This is a genomic window from Acinetobacter sp. SwsAc5 (assembly GCF_013391485.1).
Classification (GTDB): Bacteria; Pseudomonadota; Gammaproteobacteria; order Pseudomonadales; family Moraxellaceae; genus Acinetobacter; species Acinetobacter towneri.
This window is the reverse complement of sequence record NZ_JACAXD010000004.1, coordinates 100,032-125,536: the sequence shown is the minus strand read 5'-3', so window position 1 is coordinate 125,536 and position 25,505 is coordinate 100,032. Positions and strand designations below refer to the sequence as shown.

General features: G+C 42.3%; 23 protein-coding genes and 1 pseudogene. 11 read left to right on the top strand and 13 right to left on the bottom strand.

Features of this window, described 5'->3' with window-relative positions:
• Positions 1–84: 84 nt before the first annotated feature.
• From HYG89_RS03585 to HYG89_RS03560, 7 genes and pseudogenes are all read right to left on the bottom strand, one after another.
• Entirely contained in the window at positions 85–840 is a 756-nt protein-coding gene (locus HYG89_RS03585) for a hypothetical protein (protein ID WP_167845767.1), read from the bottom strand.
• A 13-nt stretch (positions 841–853) separates the two neighbouring features.
• On the bottom strand, positions 854–1,060 hold the full coding sequence (locus HYG89_RS15975) for an OST-HTH/LOTUS domain-containing protein (protein WP_338150046.1): 207 nt from the start codon (positions 1,058–1,060) through the stop codon (positions 854–856).
• A gap of 24 nt (positions 1,061–1,084) precedes the next feature.
• Positions 1,085–1,798, bottom strand: a pseudogene (locus tag HYG89_RS03580) (NYN domain-containing protein); the annotation flags it as partial.
• A gap of 88 nt (positions 1,799–1,886) precedes the next feature.
• Positions 1,887–4,526 carry a type I DNA topoisomerase gene (topA, locus tag HYG89_RS03575; RefSeq protein ID WP_004976132.1) on the bottom strand — a complete coding sequence of 880 codons (2,640 nt, stop codon included), beginning with the start codon at positions 4,524–4,526 and terminating at the stop codon, positions 1,887–1,889.
• Between the two features lie 33 nt (positions 4,527–4,559).
• Positions 4,560–5,009 carry an ammonium transporter gene (locus tag HYG89_RS03570; RefSeq protein ID WP_178318603.1) on the bottom strand — a complete coding sequence of 150 codons (450 nt, stop codon included), beginning with the start codon at positions 5,007–5,009 and terminating at the stop codon, positions 4,560–4,562.
• A gap of 261 nt (positions 5,010–5,270) precedes the next feature.
• On the bottom strand, positions 5,271–6,236 hold the full coding sequence (locus HYG89_RS03565; protein ID WP_178866080.1) for a hypothetical protein: 966 nt from the start codon (positions 6,234–6,236) through the stop codon (positions 5,271–5,273).
• Between the two features lie 127 nt (positions 6,237–6,363).
• A complete protein-coding gene (locus tag HYG89_RS03560) occupies positions 6,364–6,606 on the bottom strand; it encodes a SlyX family protein (RefSeq protein ID WP_004976120.1) in 243 nt (80 codons plus the stop codon).
• A gap of 35 nt (positions 6,607–6,641) precedes the next feature.
• Here HYG89_RS03560 and HYG89_RS03555 point away from each other — a divergent pair, with 35 nt between their 5' ends.
• The 3 genes from HYG89_RS03555 (at position 6,642) to HYG89_RS03545 (ending at position 10,763) form a co-directional block, all read left to right on the top strand.
• Positions 6,642–8,549 carry an ATP-binding cassette domain-containing protein gene (locus HYG89_RS03555; protein WP_004976119.1) on the top strand — a complete coding sequence of 636 codons (1,908 nt, stop codon included), beginning with the start codon at positions 6,642–6,644 and terminating at the stop codon, positions 8,547–8,549.
• 141 nt (positions 8,550–8,690) lie between these two features.
• Complete coding sequence (locus HYG89_RS03550; protein ID WP_104853025.1) at positions 8,691–9,626, top strand: lauroyl acyltransferase; 936 nt, start codon at positions 8,691–8,693, stop codon at positions 9,624–9,626.
• A gap of 24 nt (positions 9,627–9,650) precedes the next feature.
• On the top strand, positions 9,651–10,763 hold the full coding sequence (locus HYG89_RS03545; RefSeq protein WP_004976117.1) for a glycosyltransferase family 4 protein: 1,113 nt from the start codon (positions 9,651–9,653) through the stop codon (positions 10,761–10,763).
• A gap of 337 nt (positions 10,764–11,100) precedes the next feature.
• Here the strand turns inward: HYG89_RS03545 and HYG89_RS03540 are convergent, their stop codons facing one another.
• Entirely contained in the window at positions 11,101–12,228 is a 1,128-nt protein-coding gene (locus tag HYG89_RS03540; RefSeq protein WP_104853024.1) for an endonuclease/exonuclease/phosphatase family protein, read from the bottom strand.
• Between the two features lie 189 nt (positions 12,229–12,417).
• Between HYG89_RS03540 and asd the strand changes: the two genes are divergently transcribed.
• The 5 genes from asd (at position 12,418) to truA (ending at position 18,377) form a co-directional block, all read left to right on the top strand.
• The gene (gene asd, locus HYG89_RS03535; protein ID WP_004976115.1) at positions 12,418–13,536 is read left to right on the top strand and encodes an aspartate-semialdehyde dehydrogenase; all 1,119 of its coding nucleotides are present in this window, start codon (positions 12,418–12,420) and stop codon (positions 13,534–13,536) included.
• A 148-nt stretch (positions 13,537–13,684) separates the two neighbouring features.
• Positions 13,685–15,124, top strand: coding sequence for a FimV family protein (locus HYG89_RS03530; protein WP_178866078.1), 1,440 nt, complete (start codon positions 13,685–13,687; stop codon positions 15,122–15,124).
• A gap of 66 nt (positions 15,125–15,190) precedes the next feature.
• Positions 15,191–16,540, top strand: coding sequence for a fimbrial protein FimV (locus tag HYG89_RS03525; protein WP_178866077.1), 1,350 nt, complete (start codon positions 15,191–15,193; stop codon positions 16,538–16,540).
• A 46-nt stretch (positions 16,541–16,586) separates the two neighbouring features.
• Positions 16,587–17,567 (top strand): asparaginase, encoded by a 981-nt coding sequence (locus HYG89_RS03520; RefSeq protein WP_178866076.1) that lies wholly within the window; start codon positions 16,587–16,589, stop codon positions 17,565–17,567.
• A 12-nt stretch (positions 17,568–17,579) separates the two neighbouring features.
• Positions 17,580–18,377: a tRNA pseudouridine(38-40) synthase TruA gene (gene truA, locus HYG89_RS03515; protein WP_004976106.1), complete on the top strand. Its 798-nt coding sequence runs from the start codon at positions 17,580–17,582 to the stop codon at positions 18,375–18,377.
• A gap of 128 nt (positions 18,378–18,505) precedes the next feature.
• Here truA and HYG89_RS03510 read toward each other — a convergent pair whose 3' ends face one another.
• Positions 18,506–19,513, bottom strand: coding sequence for an AraC family transcriptional regulator (locus HYG89_RS03510; protein ID WP_178866075.1), 1,008 nt, complete (start codon positions 19,511–19,513; stop codon positions 18,506–18,508).
• A 230-nt stretch (positions 19,514–19,743) separates the two neighbouring features.
• Between HYG89_RS03510 and infA the strand changes: the two genes are divergently transcribed.
• Together infA and HYG89_RS03500 are read left to right on the top strand one after the other, a co-directional pair.
• A complete protein-coding gene (infA, locus tag HYG89_RS03505; protein ID WP_001284370.1) occupies positions 19,744–19,965 on the top strand; it encodes a translation initiation factor IF-1 in 222 nt (73 codons plus the stop codon).
• A 160-nt stretch (positions 19,966–20,125) separates the two neighbouring features.
• Positions 20,126–20,533, top strand: coding sequence for a hypothetical protein (locus tag HYG89_RS03500; RefSeq protein ID WP_026437974.1), 408 nt, complete (start codon positions 20,126–20,128; stop codon positions 20,531–20,533).
• A 109-nt stretch (positions 20,534–20,642) separates the two neighbouring features.
• Here the strand turns inward: HYG89_RS03500 and leuB are convergent, their stop codons facing one another.
• The 4 genes from leuB to leuC form a co-directional block, all read right to left on the bottom strand.
• Positions 20,643–21,722, bottom strand: coding sequence for a 3-isopropylmalate dehydrogenase (gene leuB, locus HYG89_RS03495; protein ID WP_019836004.1), 1,080 nt, complete (start codon positions 21,720–21,722; stop codon positions 20,643–20,645).
• 39 nt (positions 21,723–21,761) lie between these two features.
• On the bottom strand, positions 21,762–22,325 hold the full coding sequence (locus tag HYG89_RS03490) for a hypothetical protein (protein ID WP_019836005.1): 564 nt from the start codon (positions 22,323–22,325) through the stop codon (positions 21,762–21,764).
• Positions 22,326–22,427: 102 nt separating this feature from the next.
• Positions 22,428–23,078 (bottom strand): 3-isopropylmalate dehydratase small subunit, encoded by a 651-nt coding sequence (gene leuD, locus HYG89_RS03485; protein ID WP_019836006.1) that lies wholly within the window; start codon positions 23,076–23,078, stop codon positions 22,428–22,430.
• Positions 23,079–23,175: 97 nt separating this feature from the next.
• Complete coding sequence (leuC, locus tag HYG89_RS03480) at positions 23,176–24,624, bottom strand: 3-isopropylmalate dehydratase large subunit (protein WP_019836007.1); 1,449 nt, start codon at positions 24,622–24,624, stop codon at positions 23,176–23,178.
• A gap of 629 nt (positions 24,625–25,253) precedes the next feature.
• Here leuC and HYG89_RS03475 point away from each other — a divergent pair.
• Complete coding sequence (locus tag HYG89_RS03475) at positions 25,254–25,490, top strand: DUF2061 domain-containing protein (protein WP_178866074.1); 237 nt, start codon at positions 25,254–25,256, stop codon at positions 25,488–25,490.
• The last annotated feature ends 15 nt before the right edge of the window (positions 25,491–25,505 follow it).

The window sequence follows — 25,505 nt, the reverse complement described above, 5'->3', positions numbered from 1 at the left end:
TATAAATGGCTCGGTTCATGCCTAAACACATACTTTTACACAAGCTCTATTGTAGAGATGTGGATAAGTACATGCTTATCCACATTATTTCCAGCCCAATTCTATGGCAGTGATTTCGTTAATACGTGTCTGTTGTAGCGAGTCAGGCATCTTACTTTTGTTTTGCGAAAGTGGCACATAAGCTGCCATCAGTTCAGCCTGTCGTTGTGGATATAACGGTTGCTGATTTGGGTCTGCATAACCAATCGGATAAATCGGCTGACCTGTGCTCAAATCGTATTTATCTGTGGCACCAAAGGTATGCAGTAATTCATGCACCATCACCATCGTATTACGCTGACTGTGCGCAGCAGAAGCAAATAAATTCACCGAGCCAATTTTGCCTTTTTGCAAAGCGGTGGAATGCTTCAAAATTTGAGTTTGACTCGGATCATAATAATTCAGGTACAGGGTCACTGTTGCTGTACCATCACTGCTTTGTCGTTGCTGCCAAGCGTAAAAGCGGAACTTTAAACTCCAAAGTACAGTGCTAAGCAGCGATGCTTGCTCAGGCACTTTTGGTGGCAACTGCTTTAATTCTCGCCCCTGTTTGAAATAGAGCGCAATGGGTTGCCCACGGTACTGCAAAGAAGCTTGTTTTAGATAGTCTTGAGCAGAATTTAAATTATTGATATTTAATGTATTGATATAGTTTTGGGTATTTGATCGTCCATCGGCATTGATTGGGTGTAACAATACGATGATGGGCTTATTCCAGTCTTGGCTCTGATCACGCCAAGCATTGACTGCAACGACCAGCAAAACCAGCAATAAGCATAAAATTCGGATTTTTTTCCACATACTTTAAATATCTTTAGGCAATCACTTTACCAAGTTTAATCTTATTATCTTTAAACTCGACCCAGCCACCCGCAATTGCTAAAACTGCTTCCTCAAGAGAAGAGAATCCGTAAGGAACAATATCGAGCTCTGGATCCAAGCGCTTGATCGCATCAACTACTGAAGCAATACTTACCCAGTTATTTGCATGTGATACCTGTTTCAAAGCTTCTTGCGTCAATTTGATAATGGTCTTAAAAGTTCTTTTTCTTACCAACAATTGACTTCTAACTTCTTTAATTTCAAATAATTCTAACGATTTAATTAAGCCTGAAAATTTAGCTCTTTTATAATTTCTCGAATCAAAATCAGGCTTAACAACATTAATGTATTGATGAACAACCAAAAGGTTTGCCCAACCATGATCATCAGCTTTATCACGTATTGTTTTTAAAATTAGTGCAAGCACATCCTTATCAATTGTAATTTGACCTTGTGTCACCTGCTCATTTGTATTTTCCTTTAAATCTACAGTTTCACCATTGGTGAGGTTTTTCACATCAATGAAACGATCACAAGCGTTTACAAAAGATATTGGTGTTGTACCCTTACCAAAACCATGAACAAAAAGCCCTTTCTCTCGAATTTTCAAAGCAAGGGGAGTAAAGTCACTATCACTAGAAACTAAGCAGAAACCATCAAATATTCCCGAATACAATAGCTCCATAGCATCAATAACCATTGCAATATCAGTCGCATTTTTTGAAACCGTATAAGCATATTGTTGTACAGGTGTCATGCCACATTTAAGTGATATTTCATACCAGCCCTTTAGTGTTGGCTTGCTCCAATCACCATAAACTCGTTTGACACTTGCTATACCTGATTTGGCGATCTCTTCTAATACAACTTCAACATTCACCATGGATGTATTATCAGCATCAATTAATACTGCTATTTTCTTTGGATTAAGATTCACAAAACCTCTCTGTTTTTTATTTTTCACATTTCAAATTATATGATTTAAAAAAATGCTGACCGAAGCCAGCATTTTCTAATTTGGATAATTAAGCCTCAACCCATTTACCATCTTGGTAAACCAATGACCATTTGGTTTGTTTGCCTTCAGGCGTTTCCGAACCAATATATTGCGCTTGATTCTTACGGCTGAATTTCACCAATGTTGGATTACCCTCTGGGTCTGCATCGGGTGCTTGCAAAATAAACTGATATTTCGGATCAAGCTGTTCTGCAACTGTGCGCAATTCCGCGACTTTCGGTGCACGGGTTTCACGTACTTTCGGGAACTTACTGGCTGCCAAGAACAAGCCTGCTGCACCATCACGCAACACAAAGAAATCATCGTGTTTGGTTGAACGTAAATGTTCCATTTTAATTGGATCAACACGCGGTGGCGCAGGCTGACCATTCTTGAGTACTTTTCGCGTGTTTTCACAGCTGGTGCAGGCAAAATAAGGGCCAAAACGACCTGTTTTCAACTGCATTTCGCCATCGCACTTGTCACACGGAATGGTTGGGCCATCATAGCCTTTAATTTTGAACTCGCCTTCTTCTAGCTCAAAACCTGCACAGTCTGGGTTATTCCCACAAATGTGCAGTTTACGACCACCATCAATCACATAGCTGTCCATGGCAGTTTCGCAAATTGGACAGCGTTTTTTAGACATCAAATCTGCAGTTTCAGCGGTATCATCATCCGACAATGCAGCAAGCGACTCGACAGGAGTTAGGTTCAGAGTTCCCTTGCAACGTTCTTTCGGTGGCAAGTTATAGCCTGAACATCCCAAGAATACCCCTGTTGTACCTGTACGAATCTGCATTGGACGTGAACATTCTTTACAATGTACTGCATCAACCTCTACAGGTAGATTACGGCGCATGCCTTGTTCGCCCTGTGCATTAGTCAAACGCTGCTTGAAGTCACCATAAAAACTGTTGAGTAAGTCTTTCCAGTTACGTTCTCCATCTGCAACTTTATCCAGCTGACCTTCCAAGTCTGCTGTAAAATCGTAGTTCATCAGGTTATTAAAACTTTCATCCAGACGATCTGTAACAATCTCACCCATTTTTTCGGCAAACAGACGACGGTTTTCCAGTTTGACATAACCACGGTCTTGAATAGTTGAAATAATCGCAGCATAGGTCGATGGACGTCCAATACCTTTTTTCTCAAGCTCTTTCACCAAAGAGGCTTCGGTAAAACGCGCAGGCGGTTTGGTAAAGTGTTGTGATGGATCAAGCTTCTCTAATTTAAGAATTTCACCGACTTTAACTGCAGGCAGTAACACATCATCATCCGATTTGTTTTGCCCACGCACTTTGGTAAAGCCATCAAAAACTAGCGTACGACCTTTGGCTTTTAACTCGACACCATTGGCATCAACCAAAATGGTCGATGATAAATATTCGGCTGGTGTCATTTGGCAAGCGACGAACTGACGCCAAATCAGATCATATAAACGCTGTGCATCGCGCTCTACACCCACCAAACTGTCGCCTTTAAGCGCAACATTAGATGGACGAATCGCTTCGTGCGCTTCTTGTGCGCCTGCTTTATTGCCATAACGATTTGGTTTAGCAGGCAGATATTTTTGACCAAACTCCGCTTCAATATGCGTACGCACCATATTGACCGCGTCATCACTCAGGAAGGTCGAGTCTGTACGCATATAGGTGATAAAACCTGCCTCATACAAACGCTGTGCTAGCATCATGGTTTTCTTGACTGAAAAACCAAGACGGGTACTCGCAGCCTGTTGCAGCGTTGACGTGATATACGGCGCACTTGGGTTGACTTTGGTCGGCTTATCTTCACGTGCAGATACGGTGTATTGCGCATCTTTAATCAAGTTCAGTAAAGCATCGGTTTCAGCTTTGTTGCGTAACTTGAGGGTTTTACCCGCTTGCTTAACCGCTTCTAGACGAATGTCATCTTTTTCAGATTTAGTATCTGCAAAGACTTGCCAATATTCTTCGGGTACAAAGGCGCGAATTTCACGCTCGCGCTCCACAACCAGCTTCACCGCAACTGACTGCACTCGTCCTGCCGATAAACCACGGGCAATTTTTTCCCAGAGCAGTGGCGAAATCATAAAACCCACCACGCGATCTAAGAAACGACGTGCCTGTTGGGCATTGACTTTGTTGGTATCTAAACGCGCAGGATGCTTAAAGGCTTCTTGAATCGCATTTTTGGTAATTTCGTTAAACACGACACGTTGATAACGTGAGTCATCTCCACCAATGACTTCTTTTAAGTGCCACGCAATCGCTTCCCCTTCACGGTCCAAGTCCGTTGCGAGATAGACTTCATCGACCTGCGATGCCAGTTTTTTTAATTCAGCGACTACATTTTCTTTGCCTGGCAGCACTTCATAGTGTGCTTTCCAGTCATGTTCAGGATCAACCCCCATACGGTTGACTAATGCTTGTTGAGCTTTTTCAGCTTTCTGAGCCTCGGTCAGTTTGGTTCGGGTGGTGGTTTTCTTTTCTGTGGTTTTTGCGCCACCACTGGTTGGCAAATCACGCACGTGACCGACCGAAGACTTCACAATGTAGTCCGAACCAAGATATTTATTGATTGTTTTCGCTTTTGCAGGCGACTCCACAATCACTAAGGCACGTTTGTGACCAGCTTCAGATTTGGCTGCAGTGCTTTTGGATGTGGACCGAGGAGCGTTCGCCATAAGTAACCGTATTTCCTATTTAATGGTTTAAAATTAACGTTCAGCCAAGCTATGTAAAAAGGCTTTCATCTCATCTAATTGAGTCGCGCGAAGATCGGCTTCTTCATCCCAATAGATTCCTACACAGTTTGCCTGCATATCAATAGCATAAATACCCTTTAATGCAATGGGTAAGTCTTGGAATTTATCATCACCATGTAGCAGTTCTAGCTTTTGATCTTTCACCAAAGCACGCATTAATGGTAAACGTGCATCGGCAATGAGTACGCTGTAATACGCCACCATACTGGCACGTGATTCCGTAGCTTTCGGAATTTTTGTCCAATCAGGTGCAACCACCAAACGTGGATGTAGTCCCATTTTTCGGGCTTTTTCACGCATCAATCCCAAAGCTTTTTCTCTTGGGCTAACGCGCAAACCAAAAATAGAGCCCATCACAAATATGATGATGGCAACGGCAACCCAAATTCCAGTATTTTCCATAGTACAACCTTTCTATTCTTATATTAGAGTTGCATAAGCACAATATAAAACGCAAGATTAAAATAAGCTGTGATTTATTTATTTCAAGTGTTTTAGTCCATCTGCCTACAAACAGCTTAAAATTGTCTTACGTGAAAAGGCATCATTTTCAAAACTTTAAATGGTTGATAAATGATGAATTAAATCAGTCGCATCGATAAAAAACTATCTTGCAGATGGGTTTTAAATCGACTCATGCCATTAATCGAAAAATTCTAAAACTTAGCTTAAAAACATTTCATGACTATATAGAACTTCATGTCCATTCCAATAAATATAGCCTTTTTCTATCAGTTCTTTTAGCAATAAACGAATATCAGATTTTGGAAATAACTGTTCCAGCAAATCACGCAACTCATAAATATCTTTCGGTTTTTCACCCTTTAGCTCACGTAACTTTTTGGCAACTTCCCATTGCACAGGGTCAATTTGGCTAAAGTTTTTAAATAAACTGTGCTGAGGATGTACCTCTGCGGCTTCAGTTTGCGCCACGATTGTAGAAGTGACTGTCGCCTCTTGCGTAGATTCTTCCACAGCATCCAAGTCAAGTTGAACCCACTGCTTCAGTACTTTTTTACGAAAGCTAATTTGCTCATCCACCCGCTTTACAATTTTCAGGTTCATCAACATACCAACCACATGCTGCACTTTGTCGGCCTCAAGTTGCAAAATATTGGCAATCGAGTTTTTTAAAGCCTCTACGTTAGTTGGCTTGCCTGACATTTTTGCCAACGCATCACAATACTTTTTTACCAACAGCAATTCAGGTTTGTTGCGAATTGCCATTGGGCTTGGTAAACGATTTTTGCTTTTCCCAGACTGCATTTCAGGCTGAATATGAATCAGGTGACAGGCAATTTCAGATGCTTGCAACATTTCCATTAAAATCTGAATACTGTCAGCCGCAGAAATCACTTCAACTTGTGTTTCTGGCTCTAGCAGTGCCATCAGTTGCCCAACTACCACTGCATATTCAAACTCTTTAAACTCTGCGCGCGGGCTGTCTAAAATCATAAGTTGACCCGTACTGATCCAGCCAGCGAGTTCAGTTAAATCCTGCAAGTTATATTCAAATTTTCCTGCACAATTAAACAGATACACACTCGGATGATGCTCAATAATTTCTCGCAACAAAGTCGCGGTAGGCAGGTTGTTTTCAAGGTCAAGTAATACAACTTTAGAGGACATAAACTTTAGCGGACACAATAGGGTTTAAAAGATTCAGGCACAGCAGCCGAGCATTACAGCGGGAAGTACAGCAAAGGTCAAATTAAAATCAGCACGGAAACCAATACCGTTGATTAAGTACGATTGATTAATAGTGTGGTGGGCGATTGGTCATCGGGTCAAATGGTGCAATCCCATCCGACAAATCTGCCGACTCTACCCGCTGATATAACAACTGCATTTGTTTCTTTAAATCAGCAATTTCCAGACTTTGATGAACCACTTGTTCATTCAATTGCTCAACTAAATCGTCCAAAAATGCAATTCGCACTTGCAAATCTTCAATGGGTGCGGAAAATGACGCCTGATCATCTATACTTTGTTTAGTCATTTCAAATCCTCATTTGAGATTTTTTAGGAAACACTATGGCCTATATTACTTTAAGGGATGTCCAACTTGCATTTGGTGGACCTGCCTTGCTCGACGGCGCGAATTTTAACCTAGAACGTGGCGAACGAGTGTGTTTGATTGGCCGTAATGGGGAAGGTAAGTCTACTCTACTTAAACTGATTGAAGGAAGTTTACTGCCCGATGCAGGTGAAGTGTCTATTCAAAATGGCATCACCATTGCCATGTTGGCGCAAGATGTGCCCATGGATTCAGGCAAAGTCGCCGATATTGTTGCTGATGGTGCAGGCGAAGCTGCTGCAGTATTAAAAGCCTATCACGAAGCCAGCGATGCCTGTGTATTGGGCGATATGGATGCCTGTGACCGTATGGGGAACTTGCAACACAAGCTAGATCAGCTTGATGGCTGGGCGCTAGAAAATAAGGTCAATGCCATTTTAAGTAAAATGGGACTTGATCCAAATGCCGACTTGGCCGATTTATCGGGTGGACGTAAACGTCGTGTGTTGTTGGCACGTGCCCTACTCACCCAACCTGACGTATTGTTGCTAGATGAGCCGACCAACCACTTAGATGTGGAAAGTATTGAATGGCTAGAAAAATTTTTACTCGATCAAAATAATTTAACTCTACTGTTTATTTCGCATGACCGTGCTTTTGTCGATAGTATCGCCACCCGCATTGTCGAGTTAGATCGTGGTGTATTACGCAGCTACGAAGGCAACTATTCGCGTTATTTAGATTTAAAAGCGCAGCAACTTGAAGCTGAAGAAAAACAAAATGCGCTGTTTGATAAAAAACTGGCCGAAGAAGAAGCATGGATTCGTCAAGGCATTAAAGCACGTCGTACCCGCAACGAAGGACGTGTGCGTGCTTTAAAAGCCTTACGTGAAGAATCCAAAGCACGTCGCTTCCAACAAGGCAAAGTCAATATGGCAGCGCAGGAAGCCAATCGCTCAGGTAAACTGGTCTTTGATATTGAACATTTACAAGTGGCCTTTGGCAATCAAGCTCCAATTATCAAAGACTTTTCAACATTGGTATTACGTGGCGACCGTATTGGTTTAGTTGGTGATAACGGTGTCGGTAAAACCACTCTGATTAAAGCCATTTTAGGTGAAATTGAGCATGGCGGCTCTGTCAAAACAGGAACACAACTGGAAATTGCCTATTTTGACCAATTGCGTAACGTCTTGGATTTGGAAAAGTCGGTCAAAGATAACGTGTCTGAAGGTTCAGATTTTGTTGATGTGAACGGACAACGTCGTCATATCTATAGTTATTTACAAGACTTTTTATTCTCACCAGAACGTGCGCGCACGCCTGTTAAAGCCTTGTCTGGCGGTGAACGCAACCGTATTTTACTGGCAAAATTATTACTCAAACCATCTAACCTGATAGTGATGGATGAGCCGACCAACGACTTGGATATGGTCACTTTAGAATTGCTTGAGGAAATGCTCAGCGACTATAAAGGCACCTTATTGCTGATTTCACACGACCGTGCCTTTATGGACAACGTGGTGACTTCAACTTGGGTATTTGATGGCAAAGGCAATATTGATGAATATATTGGCGGCTATCAGGACTATTTGCAGCAACGCCCAGACCAAACTGTGGTTGATCAAAAAAGTGATGTTAAAAAAGCCGTTGCCAAAGCCGAAGCGGCTGCAGCAGCACCAACGGCTAAAAAAGTAAAATTGAGCTACAAAGATCAACGTGCTTTAGAGCAGTTGCCAGGTGAAATTGAAGCACTGGAACAGGAACAAACCGAATTGGCTGAAAAACTGGCGGATGGTTCTTGGTTTGTAACAGATGCCAATGCAGCCACCAAAGCCTCACAGCGTTTGGCTGAAATTGATGAAGAACTGCTGGAAAAACTGGAGCGTTGGGACGAACTGGAAAACTTGGCGAATGGTAACTAGGGTCTATTGACACTTCGTCTACGCTTGTCCTGAAAGACTTCGCAAAACCGTTTTAAGCATCTTTCCCATTGGACGGATGCTTTTAAATTTTAAAATCGGTTCGTGCTAAACTGCAACGATACAACACTTTACACGGTCATTATGAGTCAACACACTGAATATCAACCAGGCGAATTTCAATGGTCTTTCCTGTTGCCAAAATATTGGGGCATCTGGATTGGCATTGTCTGCCTGATGATTTTAGCCATTTTGCCGTGGGCGATTCAGTATCGTTTGGCGCAGCTTTTAGGCAATCTTGCCTTTAACAGCATGAAGTCACGTCGCGTAACTACGTTACGCAATTTGGAAGTGTGTTTTCCTGAATGGAGCGAGGCTGAAGTACATGAAAATGCTCGCCAAGTCTTTGTTGATCAAATGCTGGGCGTATTTGAAACCTTAAATGCGTGGTACTGTCCACAGTGGTTTAAAGGACGTACTCAGGTTGAAGGTTTAGAACATATTCAGCAAGCCCAAGCAGATGGTCGCGGGGTTTTATTGTTAGGTACACATTCTACTCTGCTAGATGCAGGCGGCTATGTCTGTGCGCAATATTTTGACCCCGATGTGGTCTATCGTCCACAAAACAATCCATTACTGGACATGCTGATTTACCGTTGTCGCGCCACCATTTACGGTCATCAAATTGACCACGATGACATGCGTGGTTTAATCCGTCACTTAAAAAATGGTCGTGCCATTTGGTATAGCCCAGATCAGGACTTTGGTTTAAAACAAGGTGTTATGGCACCGTTTTTTGGCGTACCTGCAGCGACAGTTACAGCGCATCGTCGTTTACTTAAAATGACCAAAGCCGCAGCAATTCCGTTATATTTTTACCGTACAGGTGAGCTTTCCAATCCTCAATATAAAGTCTTGATTGAACCTGAACTACTGGATTTCCCAAGCGCAGATGAAGTTGCAGATGCAACGCGCACCAATTTCATTATTGAGCAGCAATTACGGATCGCTCCTACCCAATATATGTGGTTTCATCGTCGGTTTAAGAGCCGCCCCGAAGGTTATGACAGTATTTACTAATCTGTACGGCAGAAGGAAAGATTCATGAAAGTCATGCAGTTATTACCCGAATTAAACAGTGGCGGTGTAGAACGCGGTACGCTCGAAATCGCCCGAGCCTTGGTCGCTCAAGGACATACGTCATTGGTGGTGTCGAATGGCGGACGGATGGTGAACCAACTCGAAGCTGAAGGTTCCACTCATTTAAAGTTAGCCATCCACAAAAAATCATTATCAAGCTTGTGGCAAATCCGTCCTTTACGCCAACTGATTATGCAACATCAACCTGATATTGTGCATGTACGTTCCCGCGTACCTGCATGGCTAACTCATTTTTCCCTAAAAGGTATTCCAGCCGAAAAACGTCCACACTTAATTTCAACTGTACATGGTTTTTATTCAGTTAACCGTTACAGCCAAATTATGACCCAAGCGGAAAAAGTGATCGCAGTTTCTGACAGTGTAGTCAAATACATTCGTGATCATTATCAAAACTGTCCACCTGAAGATATTGTCCGTATTTATCGTGGAATTGACCCTGCTGCATTTCCGCACGGGTATCAACCTTCGGCACAATGGATGCAACAAACCTATCAAGATTTCCCAGAACTTGAACATAAGTTTTTAATTTGTTTGCCGGGACGTATCACCCGCTTAAAAGGTCATGAAACATTGATTGATCTAATTGCGAAATTAAAAACCCAGTATCCACAGATTCATGCTGTTGTTGTAGGCGGTGCAGATGTTAAAAAAGCAGCTTATTTACAGGAACTGGAACGCAATATTCGGGATAAACATCTGACCGAAGCGATAACCTTTGTTGGACACCGTTCTGACATTCGCGAGTGGCTTGCGTTTAGCGATATTGTACTTTCACTTTCCAATCAGGCGGAAACCTTTGGACGCACTGCACTTGAGGCTTTATCTGTAGGAACACCTGTGATTGGCTGGAACCGTGGTGGTGTGGCTGAAATTTTGTCACAACTGTATCCGCAAGGGCTCATCGCAGCAGATGACCAAGTGGCTTTATTCAATGCAGTGCAATTGCATCTGGAAATACCGCAAAGTGTCACCCCTGTTGAATTGTTCAGCTTGGCAGATATGTGTCATCAAACCTTAGATTTATATCAGCAAGTTTTGCAGTCAAAACACACCTAAAGCCTTAAAACTGAATCGAGCTGATTGAAATTTAATTTGTTTAAAAACAATGAGAATGAAAAAATAAGCCCTAAAAAATCATCGCCCGAGTTCTACATCCTGTAAAACTCGGGCTCATGAGGTTGTGCTTTCAAAACTTATTGTTATTTTATTGTATGGCGTTCCTTACCTACATCATATCCTTGATGTTTATCCCTCAGCGTCGTCTTCCTTAATGGGATATTCCGTTCCCGAGTCCTTGTGCTGATGAATTAATCTTAACCAGATCAGTCAGAATAAACCATGCGTCATGTGCCTAAATCCGTGTAAGCCATTTCGTACACTTTTCGTTTAATTTCTAAACCGATTTATCCTGTGCTTTATACGGTTGTGCAATTTCATCGGTCACCAGTTTTTCTTCTTGCTCTGCTTTTTCAATCCCATCCTGAATCGCCTGTTGTGCTTCCTGCTCATCGGCATCGGTTTGCGGCAGTTCTTCCTGAATTCGATCAAACACCCGCCCAGTTTGCAATACCACATACACAGGAAAATGATCTGAACCAATATGTGCTAAACGCTGCATATCTACCAATGCAAAATCTGTACTATGAAATACATGGTCTAATGACCAACGCAGTAAAGGATAATCGGCATGAAAGGTATTGATATAGTGCCGCCCTACGCGCGGGTCGAGCAAGCCACTGATTCTTTGAAACAAGCGCGTAGTCCGCGACCACGCCACATCGTTTAAATCACCCATTACGATACAGCTTTCATCTAAATCTTTGATTTGATCGCCTACAATCAACAATTCGGCATCTCTTAAAACTGAATCTTTGGCTTCGGTAGGACTTGGTGGTTTAGGATGCAAACAATACAACTGTACAGGCTGCCCCGAAGGCAAAATCACACTGGTATGAATGGATGGAATTTCATCGCTGAGAATAAATTTGATCTCACTGTCTTTTAATGGCAAACGGCTATACAAATGCATGCCATATAAATTATCTAAAGGTGCAGCGACCCGATAAGGATAATCGGCTTCAATCACAGACAAGGCTTTCTGCCAAGCCAAATCAGATTCTAGGGTCAACACCAAATCTGGTTTTAAGGCTTGAATATGTTCAATTAAAAGATGATATTTTTGATTTGGTGTCAGAACATTGGACACGATTAATGAAATTTGTTTTTCAGGATTTAGCTGTTCTGGACGAACTTGTTTGACCTGTTTTTTCCACAGCAAGGTGTAGGGCAAGACCATTTTTAACTGATAAGCCAAAGCTGCAATCAGCCCAATTAAAATCACTTGGCTAGACACATCCCACGTCTGCTCCCAAATCAGTAGCAAAACAAAGGCAATGATGCCCAAAACCAAGATCTGTAAACGTGGAAAATCTGCGCCCCGAATCCACCATTCATCACGCGGAATCAGTGACCAAAAACTTAACCAAATGACTAATATTGCAAGCCCTTCTACCCAAATCATCTTGCTTTACTCTTTTGTATTTTTTGTCGTTTTTACATGAAAACCAAAGTTATCAATTTTGTATGTAACACAAACAAGAGATTTCACTCAATAATACTCATGTTTTGTTCATGTAATGCTTGCAGTTGCGTCCCCTTTTGATAGACTTATATTCCTTTATTGTTTTTTAACGCACCGAGGCAAAGTGACATGAAAGTAGGTCTGGTCGGTTGGCGCGGGATGGTGGGTTCCGTCCTTATGCAACGTATGGTTGAAGAAAATGATTTTGCTCATTTTGAGCCATTCTATTTCTCTACCAGTAATGCTGGCGGTGAAGCACCAGCGTTTGGTGGTAAGACTGCCCCAGCACTTATGGATGCAACAGATATTGAAAGTCTGAAGCAAATGGATGTCATTATTACCTGTCAAGGTGGTGATTACACTTCTGCCGTTTTCCCGAAGCTTAAAGCTGAAGGTTGGAATGGTTACTGGATTGATGCTGCATCTACCCTGCGTATGGATGATGAAGCGATTATCGTACTTGATCCAGTCAACATGAATGTCATTAAAGATGGCTTGGTGAATGGCACCAAAACATTTGTGGGCGGTAACTGTACTGTTTCACTCATGTTGATGGGCTTGGGTTCATTATTCCAAAACAATTTGGTGGAATGGGCAACTTCAATGACCTATCAAGCAGCTTCTGGTGCAGGTGCGCAAAACATGCGTGAGCTGATCACAGGCATGGGCTACTTGTATAACAACACCAAAGACTTGTTGGATGACCCACGTTCACCAATTTTAGACATCGACTCTAAAATTGCCGAATTACAACGTGGCGAAGGTTTCCCATCGGCAAACTTTGGTGTGCCTTTAGCGGGTTCTCTCATTCCATATATCGACAAACAGCTTGAAAGCGGTCAGTCAAAAGAAGAATGGAAAGGTCAGGTTGAAACCAACAAGATTTTAGGCAATCAGCAGATCGTTCCAATTGATGGTCACTGTGTGCGTATTGGCGCAATGCGTTGTCACTCTCAGGCAATCACATTGAAGCTGAAAAAAGACGTTCCACTGAACGAAATTGAAGATATGATTCGTCAATCAAGCCAATGGGCAAAAGTGGTACCAAATACACGCGAAGCATCAATGACCGATCTTACCCCAGTTGCAGTTACAGGGACTTTAACAGTACCTGTTGGTCGTTTACGCAAAATGAACATGGGTAAAGAATACCTTGGTGCATTCACTGTAGGTGACCAATTACTTTGGGGCGCAGCAGAGCCATTACGTCGTATGTTACGCATCTTAATTGATTACAAAAATGCTTAAGCCTCGTCTTGAGCACTGAATCATTTTGGATTCTGTGATCAAACTCAACAAGCCAGTCAAATTTGACTGGCTTTTTTATGTAATCAACGTGTTAATATTTTACAATCGACCTACAACTCGCTACTCTATCCTTTTCGCCTTGCGATAAATGACCGAGCTAACAATTAAGATGACTGTATATAACAAATTAAAGATCGCCATTTTATCTATTTTGGCTTCACAGCAAATGTATGCAATGAATGTTGACCCGATTCAAATTCAATCAACAACTGGGGAATTGCTCTATGCCGAAATCAACTTTCGTCAATCGAATGTGAATGAAGCGATTGATGTTAGTTTAGCTACGGCCGAAGATCTGATGTCGATTGGTGCGAGCCACCGTCCACCTGGTCATCTTAACTTTTTTACACGTCGTAACAGCAACGGTACAGGGGTCATCACCATTACCTCATCTCGACCTCTAACCGAGTCTGAGTTGAATATTGTGGTCAAAATTAAAGAAGGTAATGCAACTCGCCTGCAACATATTCGTACACCATTAAAACGCAGTGCACCTGCGCCATTGGCCGTTATGCAACGCAGTAATGAACAAGCTTTAACGCCTGTCATGATTGTCAATGAGCAAGACATTGCTTTAAATTTACCCGTAAGTGCGAACTATCAGGTTGAAACGCCTAAAGCAATTGAACAACAAGCTTTTGAAGCACCGTTAACCATTAAACGTAATACACCACCTGCATTAAACCATCAAACAGTGACGGTGGTTCAAACTGCACCAAGCCGTAGCGCAGCAAGTGAAAATACGACTGTGATTGCCCCAAAAGTAGCGCCAGCACAGACAAATAACAACCCAACACCGACAGCATCTACAGCCACCACTTCAGTCACCGCACAACAATCGGCTGATCCATTGGTACAAAAATTTGCTGAACAGCAACGTACGAAGCAACTAGCACAAACTCAGCCTGCTGCTGCAACGAAAAAGCCTGCACAAATAGCGGCTACACAAGCTAAACCAAGCCCTGTAACAGCGAAGCCTACGGTCAATACTCAACATGTAGTGCAATCGAATGAATCATTATGGGCCATTGCCTCACGCATTGCGGGCGAAAACAATCGCCCTGTTGCCGAAGTGATGCAACAAATTAAAGCCAATAATGAGCATGCTTTTATTCAAGGCGATGCCAATCGTTTACGTCGTGGTGCGACCTTAAACTTACATGCACAAGCTAACTCTAAACCAGAGAAAAAAGCCGCAATTCCACAACCAGAAACGGCCAGTGCACCACAATCAGGCAAAGCCAAATATCGTTTAAATCAAGCAGAAATGAGCCTCGTGGCAGAGAATCAACAGGACTCCACCCACGGTTCTGCCAAGAAGAACACACAATCCACACAAACTTCGGGTGACTTGTCATTAAAAGTTATGACATCCCGTGAGAAAACCGTTAAATTACAGAGAAACGTAACAGAATTAGAATTGGCATTACGTCAGAAGGATCACAGAATTCAATTACTCAACGCGCGCCTTGCTGAACTGCAACAACAATTGCAAAAACAACAAGCCGCAAATAAGCCAAAACACTAAATGTTACACACAATGATTTTTTTGGGATAAGGTCAAACAGGGACCACATCCTCAAGGGGTATAAACATGCTGATTTATGTGATTCCGTTTATTTTATTACTGGTGATCGCAATTTTCTTGAAAAAGCGTGAAGCAAGTAAAGAAGCCGAACCAAGCAACAAGAAAACAGCAGCGCCAGCCAAAACCAGTGGCAAGAAAACCACAACTACCAAAAAAGTTGCCCAGAAATCGGTGGTGGTTGAAGAGGTTGTTCCAACTCCACAACACTCTACCCCTGTACCTGTTAAAATTCAGACAAATATTGAAAATCTGATTAAGGAACGCAATTTCTTTGCTGCGGAAGCACAGATCAACCAGGCCTTAAAACGTGATAATTCTTTACACGGTCTGTATTTATTCTTGCTCGACATTCATTTACAGCAAAAAGATGGGTTTGCGATTGATCAATTACTCAATCATATACGCGCTTTGGGCCTTGATGATATTTTGGTTCAAGCAGAAGCTCAAAAACAAGTATTTGATGAGCAAAACAACAAAGCAATTGATGGGATTGATTTTCAACCAACGACTCCAGCGGATTTAGAATCGGCTCCTGTTGAACAAAAATCAACTGCTGATTTTGATGCCCTCATACAATCAAAAGATGATATCTCTTCTGATAGCTCTTCTTTTGACCAGTTACAGCACGAACTAACTTCAAATAAAACAGCAGCACCTGAAGCAGCTTTAGAATTTGATACCTCATCGTTAAATTTCAGCCCTGCTGCTGCACCTGTAGAAAAAGCAGCTGAGCCTGAAGTAAAAGCAGAACCTGCTGCTTTAGACTTTAATTTTTCTGTAGATACTGCACCAGCAACAGAGAAAACTGAAACACCCGCAATTACTCCTGAGCCAAGTACAAGTGCTACAGAAGCAGCCCAACCGCTTGAGTTTTCTTTTGATTTAGAACCGAATAAAACTGAAATAGTAGCATCTGAAACACCAGCAAATGCACCTGCTACAACTGAAGCCCCAAGTTTAGACTTTGACTTTTCAACAACAGAAACCCCTGCGACTGTTGAAGCAAAAACTGAACCTGCAACACCTGATTTTAATTTCACATTTGACAATACGCCTGCTGCGGAAACCAATCTTCAACCTACAACTGAACCAGAAATCATTGCTGCACCAAGTATTGCACTTGAACCTGCTGCAACCGTTGTCAGCACAGATGTTGATCTGAATGATCCATTGGTGAAATCATTCCCAGACTTATCTCAAGTGGATGAAATTCAGTTGAACTTAGACTTAGCGAGCCAATATGTAGAGTTGGGCGCTTATGATGCTGCGAAAGCTTTACTTAGCGAACAAGGCGCAAATTATTCTGCTGAACAACGCCAACGTGCCGATCAGTTACTGAATCAAATCGCTTCTTAATTCAAATCAGATTAAGATAAAGCAGTCATTCTTGGCTGCTTTTTTTATGATGAAAAAAATTGCGTTAATCTATATGGGCGGCACTTTTGGCTGTGTCGGTGAACCACTAAGCCCAATGCCTGCGGAGCAATTTCTGCCACGCTTGGCACAGGTCTTACCCCTAAATTTAGAGATTGAATGCTTTGTTGCCCCTGTCATTAAAGACAGTAGTGCCTGCACAGCCGCAGACTGGTTACAGCTCATTCAATATATTCAAAAATTACAACACGATGATTTTCAACATTTCGTTATTTTACATGGCACCGACACCCTCAGCTATGCCAGCGCAGTCTTGGCACGTTTTTTAGCGCAAAGTACCCATGTCATTCTCACGGGTAGCCAATATCCCTTACTCAATGCACAAGGCACAGATACCCGTGAATTTAGTGATGCCTTGGACAACCTAAATTTTGCTTTACAACAGATTCATCAAGTGACTCAGGGAGTATATCTGGCCTTCCATCATCAACTGATTCATGCCGCAACGGCACTGAAACAACACACCACCGAGTTAAATGCATTTATAGGTCAGTCCGCTTTGGTTTGCACGGAGAGCAAATCGCAGAATGAGCCAGCATTCAACATTAGCTCTCAACATATTGAAAAAGCCCAGCACTTTAACTGCCTGAATTGGATGTTGCAGCCAATTGCCATTTCTGCTTTGGTCGATAATTTAAAAGCCTTACAGCAACAGCCACCACACTGCCTGATTTTACAGAGTTATGGCACAGGCAATATGGCAGTCAATGCCGAAGTGATTGCGTTAATTCAGGCCTTGCAAGCTCAACAATGTGCCGTCATTCTCACCACCCAAGTCACTTTTGGTGGCATGCAACAACGCTATGCGATCAGCCAGTGGTTACAGGACAGCAAAATTTTAATCAGTGATTGCCAAAGTCACGCAGATCTTTATGCCAAAGCCTTAAAAATGTATTTACAATACGACAGCCTTGCACAGTGGTATGCGCATTGGCAGTCTTCAGTGTGATTTGAGGTGATTATGCAGCGTTTTGCAATCGGAATTGAGTTTTGTGGCATTCGGTATCGGGGTTGGCAGACCCAGCAAGCAGGCGTACCTAGTGTGCAGGAAACCATTGAAAAAGTTCTGAGCAAAATTGCCGATGAACCCATTATTTTACATGGTGCAGGACGTACCGATGCAGGCGTGCATGCAACCAATATGGTGGCACATTTTGATACGCATGCCATTCGCCCTGAACGCGGTTGGTTAATGGGTGCCAACAGCCAACTACCCAAAGACATTGCGATTCAATGGATTAAAACGATGGATATGGACTTCCATGCCCGTTTTAAGGCTCAGGCACGGCGTTATCGCTATGTGGTGTATAACAATCCACAACGCCCTGCCTTGCTGCACAAACAAGTCACCCACGCTTATTATCCCTTAGATGTCGATAAAATGATTGCAGCTGCGCAGAAATTTGAAGGGACACATAATTTTGAAAGCTTTCGTGCTGCAGCGTGTCAGTCCAATCAGCCTGTCCGTCATGTCAGTCATTGTCGCTTAATTCGTCACGGCAATTATTTGGTATTAGATATTCAAGCCGATGGTTTTTTACATCACATGGTTCGCAATATCATGGGTTGTCTATTGGAGATTGGACAAGGTTTATATGACATTGCGCATATTGACCAAATTTTTGCAGCTCAAGACCGTAAAGCAGCAGGAATTACCGCCCCACCCGATGGCTTGTATTTTATTCAGGCACACTATCCTGAACAGTTTGATTTACCGAAAGTTCCCTTAGGGCCACATTGGTTAAATATGCCGGAATAATTTAATCCCTTCCGACCTCCCTTTTCCAAAGAGAGGAGCTCCATTTCGAGGCTTTAAAACGAAAGTCCCCCTTTGAAAAAGGGGGATTTAGGGGGATTCTGTTTAGGAAAGGTTTTAAATTTTCAAACTTAACGCTGCTTGCGCTTTCTATATTCCACTGGGGTTTCATTGGTCCAGCGTTTAAAGGCACGATAGAACGTACTTGGCTCTGAAAAACCCGTTAAGTACACAATCCGCTCCACACTTTCATTGGTATTCGATAATAATCGTTTAGCCAGACGACAGCGATAATCGGACAGAATTTGCTGAAAACTGGTATTGGCTTCACTCAATTGGGTACGCAAACGACGTGGCGTGATATTCAATTGTGCCGCCACTGTTTCTAGTGTCGTTTCTCCACTTTCTAAGGTCGAACCAATGGCACGGCGCACTTCACCAACCAAATCATAACGCGCCAGTTCCTGCAGTTTTTCCAATGCCAACTGTTCGTGTAATTGCAATAACTCAGGTTCTGCCTGCCACAGTGGATAATCCAAAATACTCGGATCAAAATACAAACGCGTTTCTTTCTGCCCCAAACTCACAGGACATTCAAAGACACGGAAATATTCATCATCAGTAGCGCCTTGACTAAAGTTAAAGTCGATATAAATGGGCTGAAAACGACCTTCAGTAATAAATTTAAAGAATCGTAAAACACCCGACATGGCGCATTCAGAAAAATGACGATTAACGATATTTTCTGACCCTGGCTGCACACCATTGGTTAAATAGCAGCGACCATCTTCCACTACCAATTTAGCATCAAAAGCATCACTAATTAGGCGTTGATAAGCCAAAGCGCGTTTTAGACCTTCACCAAAGTTTTCTGAAGAAATAAACAAATGTTCAATCACTTGCCCACGGTAAAGTGGCAAATGTTCCCCCAGATGTAAACCAATATCAGGGTCTTTACTGACTTCCTCAGCCGCAACCCAAAACGCATATTGTGCATTTAAAGGCGTTCGCTCATTGGCTTCGACCTGATTTAAGGCCACACCAGCTTTTGTTAAAATTTCTTCGGTTGGCAACCCCGCACGACGAATCGCTTGGTAGCCTAATCGCAATACAACCGATGCATCTGTTAGCTGACCCACGCAAAAACCTTCCTTGTATGTACTTCATTTATACTTAAAAAGATTGAAATTAGATTAACTGCGATTGACCGAACTGACAACCTAAACAGGCCCATTTTTACAGAAAAAGTATAAACCGATGATTCGCTTATTTTACTAACAGATGATCGGCGTATAGGATTAAGCATCTTGATTTTTGCAGATAAATTGCCTATAATTTGCGCCTTTCCAATTTGATACTCAGGTAGGCTATGGCCAATAAAGAGGAACTCATTGAGTTCGAAGGCGTTGTCACCGAAACGCTTCCTAACACTATGTTTCGTGTACGTTTAGAAAACGGTCATGAAGTGATTGCTCACATTTCTGGTAAAATGCGTAAACACTATATTCGTATTTTAACGGGTGACAGTGTGAAAGTTGAAATGACCCCTTACGACTTAACAAAGGGTCGCATCACTTACCGCGCACGCTAAGTTTTAGTGTAAGCAAAGCCACTTTCGGAGTGGCTTTTTTACGTTCACCTCAAAAATTTCTGCCTAGCCTTTCATTCTTGCTTTCCACCACTTATCGAATCACCACATTCTTTTCTTGCATTGCCTTCTACAATAAAGTTTTGAGCAAGGGAGAAAAAGCATGTTATTTCGATCCTGCGTTGCTTGTATAACAGTTCTTTTTGCGCTCAGTTTAGTGGCGTGTAGTAGTAATCCACCGCATTCCACTTTAAACCGCGATGCGTATTTACAGCAATTTATTGGTCAATCTAGCCAATATATCCTGACCCATTTGCAATTAAGCCAAATTGGCTATCAACAGCTTGGTACAGCTCAAGCTACCCCTCAATTGCTACATTACCGTATCATTCGTCCTGTACGTGTTCCGATCCCTATGGCGCAGCATCCCACTACAGGTATTGGTGCTGTTCCGTTAAATATCGGTATCCCGAGTCATGAAAGTTACGATGTTGCACTGACTTGTGATTTGTATTTTCGCCTACAGCAGGGTATTGCTACCGCAGTGTATGTTTCGGGACAACGCTGTTAAGTCTCCTAGCTAAAACACTCTGAAAGTACAAAACCAATAAAAAAACGCAGCCCGAAGACTGCGTTTAATGATTTTGAGCTGTAAGCGATAGGTTAAATCGCTTAAATTTTTAGTTGAGTGCCGTAACGACTGCTTGACCCATTTCAACAGTACCAACTTTATTCATGCCTTCAGACATAATATCGGCAGTACGTAAACCTTGATCTAATACATTGCCTACTGCATCTTCAATGGCTTTTGCTGCCGCTTCTTCGCGGAAGGTGTAACGTAACATCATTGCCACAGAAAGAATGGTTGCCAATGGGTTTGCCAAGTTTTGACCTGCGATATCTGGCGCTGAACCATGGCAAGGCTCATACATACCTTTGCCATTTTCGTCTAAAGACGCAGATGGCAACATACCAATAGAACCTGTCAACATCGCCGCTTCATCAGACAAGATGTCACCAAACAAGTTACCTGTCACCAATACGTCAAATTGTTTTGGCGCGCGTACCAATTGCATCGCTGCGTTATCGACATACATGTGCGACAAGTTGATTTCTGGGTACTGTTCTGCATGTAACTGAGTCACAGTTTGCTTCCACAATTCAGTCACTTCTAGTACATTGGCTTTATCCACCGAACATACTTTACCACCACGCAATTTCGCCATTTCAAACGCCACTTTTGCAATGCGTTTGATTTCTGACTCAGCATATACGTCGGTGTTAAAACCTTGTTTTTCACCGTTTTCTAATTCACGAATACCGCGTGGCTGACCGAAATAGATACCACCTGTCAATTCACGCACGATTAAGATATCTAAGCCCGATACGATTTCAGGCTTTAAGCTTGAAGCATCTGCCAATTGTGGATACAAAATTGCAGGACGTAAGTTAGCAAACAAATTGAGTTCTGAACGCAATTTTAACAAGCCACGCTCTGGACGGATTGAGCGTTCAATGTTGTCCCATTTTGGACCACCGACTGCACCCAATAAAATTGCGTCGGCTTTTTTTGCTTGCTCAGATGTCACTTCTGGGTATGGTTCGCCATGTACATCAATTGCAGAGCCACCCAATAAACCTTGTTCCCAAGTCAAACCCAAATTGAATTTTTCATTGACACGTGTCAGCACTTGTTCAGCAGCTTTCACAATTTCTGGACCAATGCCGTCACCAGCTAAAATCAAAATATGTTTTGACATGAGATTTTCCATTGTTCTTGACAGTCAAAGACTGTGGGATTAAATTTTTTGTTCTACAAACTCACCCAAGCCATTTAAGACATTGTAGGGTTTGCAAAAACGTCGAATAGTTGTGCTGTTTTGCACCAAATCTACACATAAAGGATCTGGCGCAGACACATTTAACAAGCTGCCTTTACTACGACTGCGGTCACGATACATTCTAAAAGTATATTTTTGCTTGGCATTAAACTTATGAATCACATGCAATTTTTCTGCACGATCTTTAGAAATGGGATAAAAGCGAATCACCAATTCATGTTGTTTAGGCGGTACAGATAAATACAAGGCATTGGATTTATTTAAGGATGATTCCTGTAAACGCACCAAACCCTCTTGAATGGCAGCACGTGTAACACGATGTTTTTCTGCATCGACAATGGTGACCGTATTTAAACGCTCAAACTCACAATTATCTGTACCCGCACAGTAAATCAGCGCATTGGATTTGCTTTGTTCAGTTTCTTTCACCTGTTTAATGCGTGCTGTATTCCACGTTTGGCATGCGCTTAGCGTAGTGATACATAATCCAATGACAGCAAGCCGACCGAAAATTTTAGTCATTATTCGCCCCTAACCTCACCTGTTAGATACAAAATATAAAAATTATTATGTGCCGATGTTAGCAAGAGTTAGGCAGCGATGCTATGACAAATTTCAGCGAATTTATGCCTGAATTTCGGCAAAAACCCACGGACGCGACTGCTTGGTTTTCTCTTCATAAGCACGAATGTCATCGGCTGCTTGTAATGTTAAGCCAATATCATCCAAACCATTCAATAAACAGTGTTTACGGAATGGATCTACTTCAAACTTAAATGCCGTACCGCTTGGTGTGCGTACTTCTTGCGCTTCCAAGTCGATGGTTAATTGATAACCTTCTGTTGCCGCACATTCTTGAAACAATTGCTCGACCTGCTCTTCAGACAAGATCACAGGCAACATGCCGTTTTTAAAGCAGTTATTGAAGAAAATGTCGGCAAAACTTGGTGCAATAACGGTACGGAAACCATATTCATTCAATGCCCAAGGTGCATGCTCACGGCTTGAACCACAACCAAAGTTGGCACGTGAAATTAAGATTGAAGCACCTTGATAACGTGGCTGATTCAACACAAACTCAGTATTAATCGGACGTTTTGAATTGTCCTGACCCGGATAACCTTCATCTAAATAACGCAATTCATCAAATAAGTTATCGCCAAAACCAGTGCGTTTGATCGATTTCAAAAACTGTTTTGGAATGATTAAGTCTGTATCGACATTGGCACGGTCTAATGGTGCAACGATACCTTGTTCAACGGTATATTTTTTCATGTTTAATTCTCACTGAATCCGTAACCTCTCCCTTGCCCTCTGCTATAGCGAGAGGGAATGCCATCTCTCTGAGAGAAGGCTGGGATGAAAGCATAACTTAGAATGAACGTACGTCTACAAAATGACCTGCGATTGCTGCCGCAGCTGCCATTGCTGGACTCACCAAATGGGTACGACCACCGTTACCTTGACGACCTTCAAAGTTACGGTTTGAAGTCGATGCACAGTGTTCACCCGGTTGCAATTTGTCTGCGTTCATTGCCAAGCACATTGAACAACCTGGTTCACGCCATTCAAAGCCTGCTTCTACAAACACTTTGTCTAAGCCTTCTTGTTCCGCTTGTTGCTTAACTAAACCAGAACCCGGAACCACCATCGCCTGTTTAATGCTTGCTGCAACTTTACGACCTTTAATCACTTCAGCGGCTGCACGAATATCTTCAATACGCGAGTTGGTGCATGAGCCAATAAATACGCGGTCTAATTGAATATCTGCCAAAGACTGACCTGCAGTTAAGCCCATATATTGATAAGCACGCGTCCAGTCATTGCGCTGTACGTCATCTTTCGCCTGTTCTAAAGTTGGTACGGCTTGTGACACTGGAATCACCATTTCAGGTGAAGTTCCCCAAGACACTTGCGGCTCAATTTCTTCACCTTGTAATACCACTACGGTGTCAAAGTGTGCACCTTCGTCTGAATGTAAAGTATTCCAGTAAGCAACTGCAGCATCCCATTGCTCGCCTTTTGGTGCATAGTTACGACCTTTCACGTATTCAATGGTTTTGTCATCCACAGCCACCATACCCACGCGCGCGCCTGCTTCAATCGCCATGTTACATACTGTCATACGGCCTTCAATCGACATATCGCGGAACACTTGACCACCGAACTCAATCGCGTGACCTGTACCGCCTGCAGTACCAATTTTACCAATGATCGCCAAAACGACATCTTTAGGTGTAACACCCTGACCTAATTTGCCATCTACACGCACTAGCATGTTTTTCATTTTCTTTTGAACCAAGCATTGGGTTGCTAATACGTGTTCAACTTCAGACGTCCCAATACCATGCGCCAAACACCCAAATGCACCGTGAGTCGCTGTATGTGAGTCACCACAAACCACGGTCATACCTGGCAAAGTTAAGCCCTGCTCAGGCCCAACCACATGCGCAATCCCCTGACGGATGTCGTTGATGTCAAACTGCACCACATTAAAGGTTTTACAGTTGTCATCTAAAGTTTGTACCTGAATACGTGAAGTATCATCTTCAATACCCGCAATACCGTCCGCACGTTCTTTCTTTGACGTTGGTACGTTATGGTCAGGCGTTGCCACGTTGGCACTTAAACGCCACGGTTTACGTCCTGCAAGTTGCAAACCTTCAAAGGCTTGTGGAGAAGTCACTTCATGCAATAAATGACGGTCGATATACAATAAAGCCGAGCCATCATCACGTTGAGTGACCAAGTGATCATCCCACAATTTGTCATACAAAGTTTTTGCAGTTGGATTTTGTGCTTGTTGGTTTTCGCCTGCCATGTCAGATCTACTCCACTGGACTGGGTAATTTTTTCATTAATTTGATTATAACCGCGAATTTGTATAAATCTAATTTATCATTTTTATTAATTTAAAAACTTTTAGGAATTTTTAGGGTCTATTGACACTTCGTCTATGTTTGCGACAATGCATATTTTTTAGCTGATATAAGGCATGAGGCAGGAAATTTAGTCATTCTAAATGACTGACTCATAACGCAATAGCAGCAAAAAATATGCTTGTCCCCTTGCGCAGCAAACAAAGCAATGCTTTGTTTTTGCTCATGTGGCTAAAACTTTCTCAGATTGCGTTATGAAACTTGGCAATAGTCTCGCTATTCCCTGCATTTCATGCCTGATCTACTCAGTTTTAGCCTACAGCGCAAGCCATTTATGAAATGTCAGCAGACCCTTTATTCTTTCAAGCAAAATAATTTTTATTGATTGATTACAACATGCCTATAAGCAAAACTGAATAGATGCTTAAAATCTTGACCTTGTAATCTTACTATTAAAATCTAATTTTCCAATTAAAATTACAAAATTATTCGCTTTTACAAATTAAATAAGAATGATTATCCTTTAGCTATCCACACAGAAAACGATCAAAGCAGCATAAGGAGTATTCACATGAGTCATATTCAAAAATTTGTCACCAACAATCAACGGATGTTCAAAAAAACTTTAAGCTACTACATCATGCACATCACCGTGGCGATGGTGGTCGGTTATATAGTCACAGGCAATATTTGGATGGCCATTACCTTAAGTTTGGTCGAACCGACAGTACAAGCTGTTGCGTATTTCATTCACGAGCGGATTTGGGAAAAGAAAGCACAAACGCAAGATTCTAAAATTATCGCTTAATGGTTTTAAAGATTC

Coding starts and splice junctions, on each gene's coding strand:
- HYG89_RS03585 (WP_167845767.1), bottom strand. CDS start 840: ATGTGGAAAAAAATCCGAATTTTATGCTTATTGCTGGTTTTGCTGGTC.
- topA (WP_004976132.1), bottom strand. CDS start 4,526: ATGGCGAACGCTCCTCGGTCCACATCCAAAAGCACTGCAGCCAAATCT.
- HYG89_RS03570 (WP_178318603.1), bottom strand. CDS start 5,009: ATGGAAAATACTGGAATTTGGGTTGCCGTTGCCATCATCATATTTGTG.
- HYG89_RS03565 (WP_178866080.1), bottom strand. CDS start 6,236: ATGTCCTCTAAAGTTGTATTACTTGACCTTGAAAACAACCTGCCTACC.
- HYG89_RS03560 (WP_004976120.1), bottom strand. CDS start 6,606: ATGACTAAACAAAGTATAGATGATCAGGCGTCATTTTCCGCACCCATT.
- HYG89_RS03555 (WP_004976119.1), top strand. CDS start 6,642: ATGGCCTATATTACTTTAAGGGATGTCCAACTTGCATTTGGTGGACCT.
- HYG89_RS03550 (WP_104853025.1), top strand. CDS start 8,691: ATGAGTCAACACACTGAATATCAACCAGGCGAATTTCAATGGTCTTTC.
- HYG89_RS03545 (WP_004976117.1), top strand. CDS start 9,651: ATGAAAGTCATGCAGTTATTACCCGAATTAAACAGTGGCGGTGTAGAA.
- HYG89_RS03540 (WP_104853024.1), bottom strand. CDS start 12,228: ATGATTTGGGTAGAAGGGCTTGCAATATTAGTCATTTGGTTAAGTTTT.
- asd (WP_004976115.1), top strand. CDS start 12,418: ATGAAAGTAGGTCTGGTCGGTTGGCGCGGGATGGTGGGTTCCGTCCTT.
- HYG89_RS03530 (WP_178866078.1), top strand. CDS start 13,685: ATGACCGAGCTAACAATTAAGATGACTGTATATAACAAATTAAAGATC.
- HYG89_RS03525 (WP_178866077.1), top strand. CDS start 15,191: ATGCTGATTTATGTGATTCCGTTTATTTTATTACTGGTGATCGCAATT.
- HYG89_RS03520 (WP_178866076.1), top strand. CDS start 16,587: ATGATGAAAAAAATTGCGTTAATCTATATGGGCGGCACTTTTGGCTGT.
- truA (WP_004976106.1), top strand. CDS start 17,580: ATGCAGCGTTTTGCAATCGGAATTGAGTTTTGTGGCATTCGGTATCGG.
- infA (WP_001284370.1), top strand. CDS start 19,744: ATGGCCAATAAAGAGGAACTCATTGAGTTCGAAGGCGTTGTCACCGAA.
- HYG89_RS03500 (WP_026437974.1), top strand. CDS start 20,126: ATGTTATTTCGATCCTGCGTTGCTTGTATAACAGTTCTTTTTGCGCTC.
- leuB (WP_019836004.1), bottom strand. CDS start 21,722: ATGTCAAAACATATTTTGATTTTAGCTGGTGACGGCATTGGTCCAGAA.
- HYG89_RS03490 (WP_019836005.1), bottom strand. CDS start 22,325: ATGACTAAAATTTTCGGTCGGCTTGCTGTCATTGGATTATGTATCACT.
- leuD (WP_019836006.1), bottom strand. CDS start 23,078: ATGAAAAAATATACCGTTGAACAAGGTATCGTTGCACCATTAGACCGT.
- leuC (WP_019836007.1), bottom strand. CDS start 24,624: ATGGCAGGCGAAAACCAACAAGCACAAAATCCAACTGCAAAAACTTTG.
- HYG89_RS03475 (WP_178866074.1), top strand. CDS start 25,254: ATGAGTCATATTCAAAAATTTGTCACCAACAATCAACGGATGTTCAAA.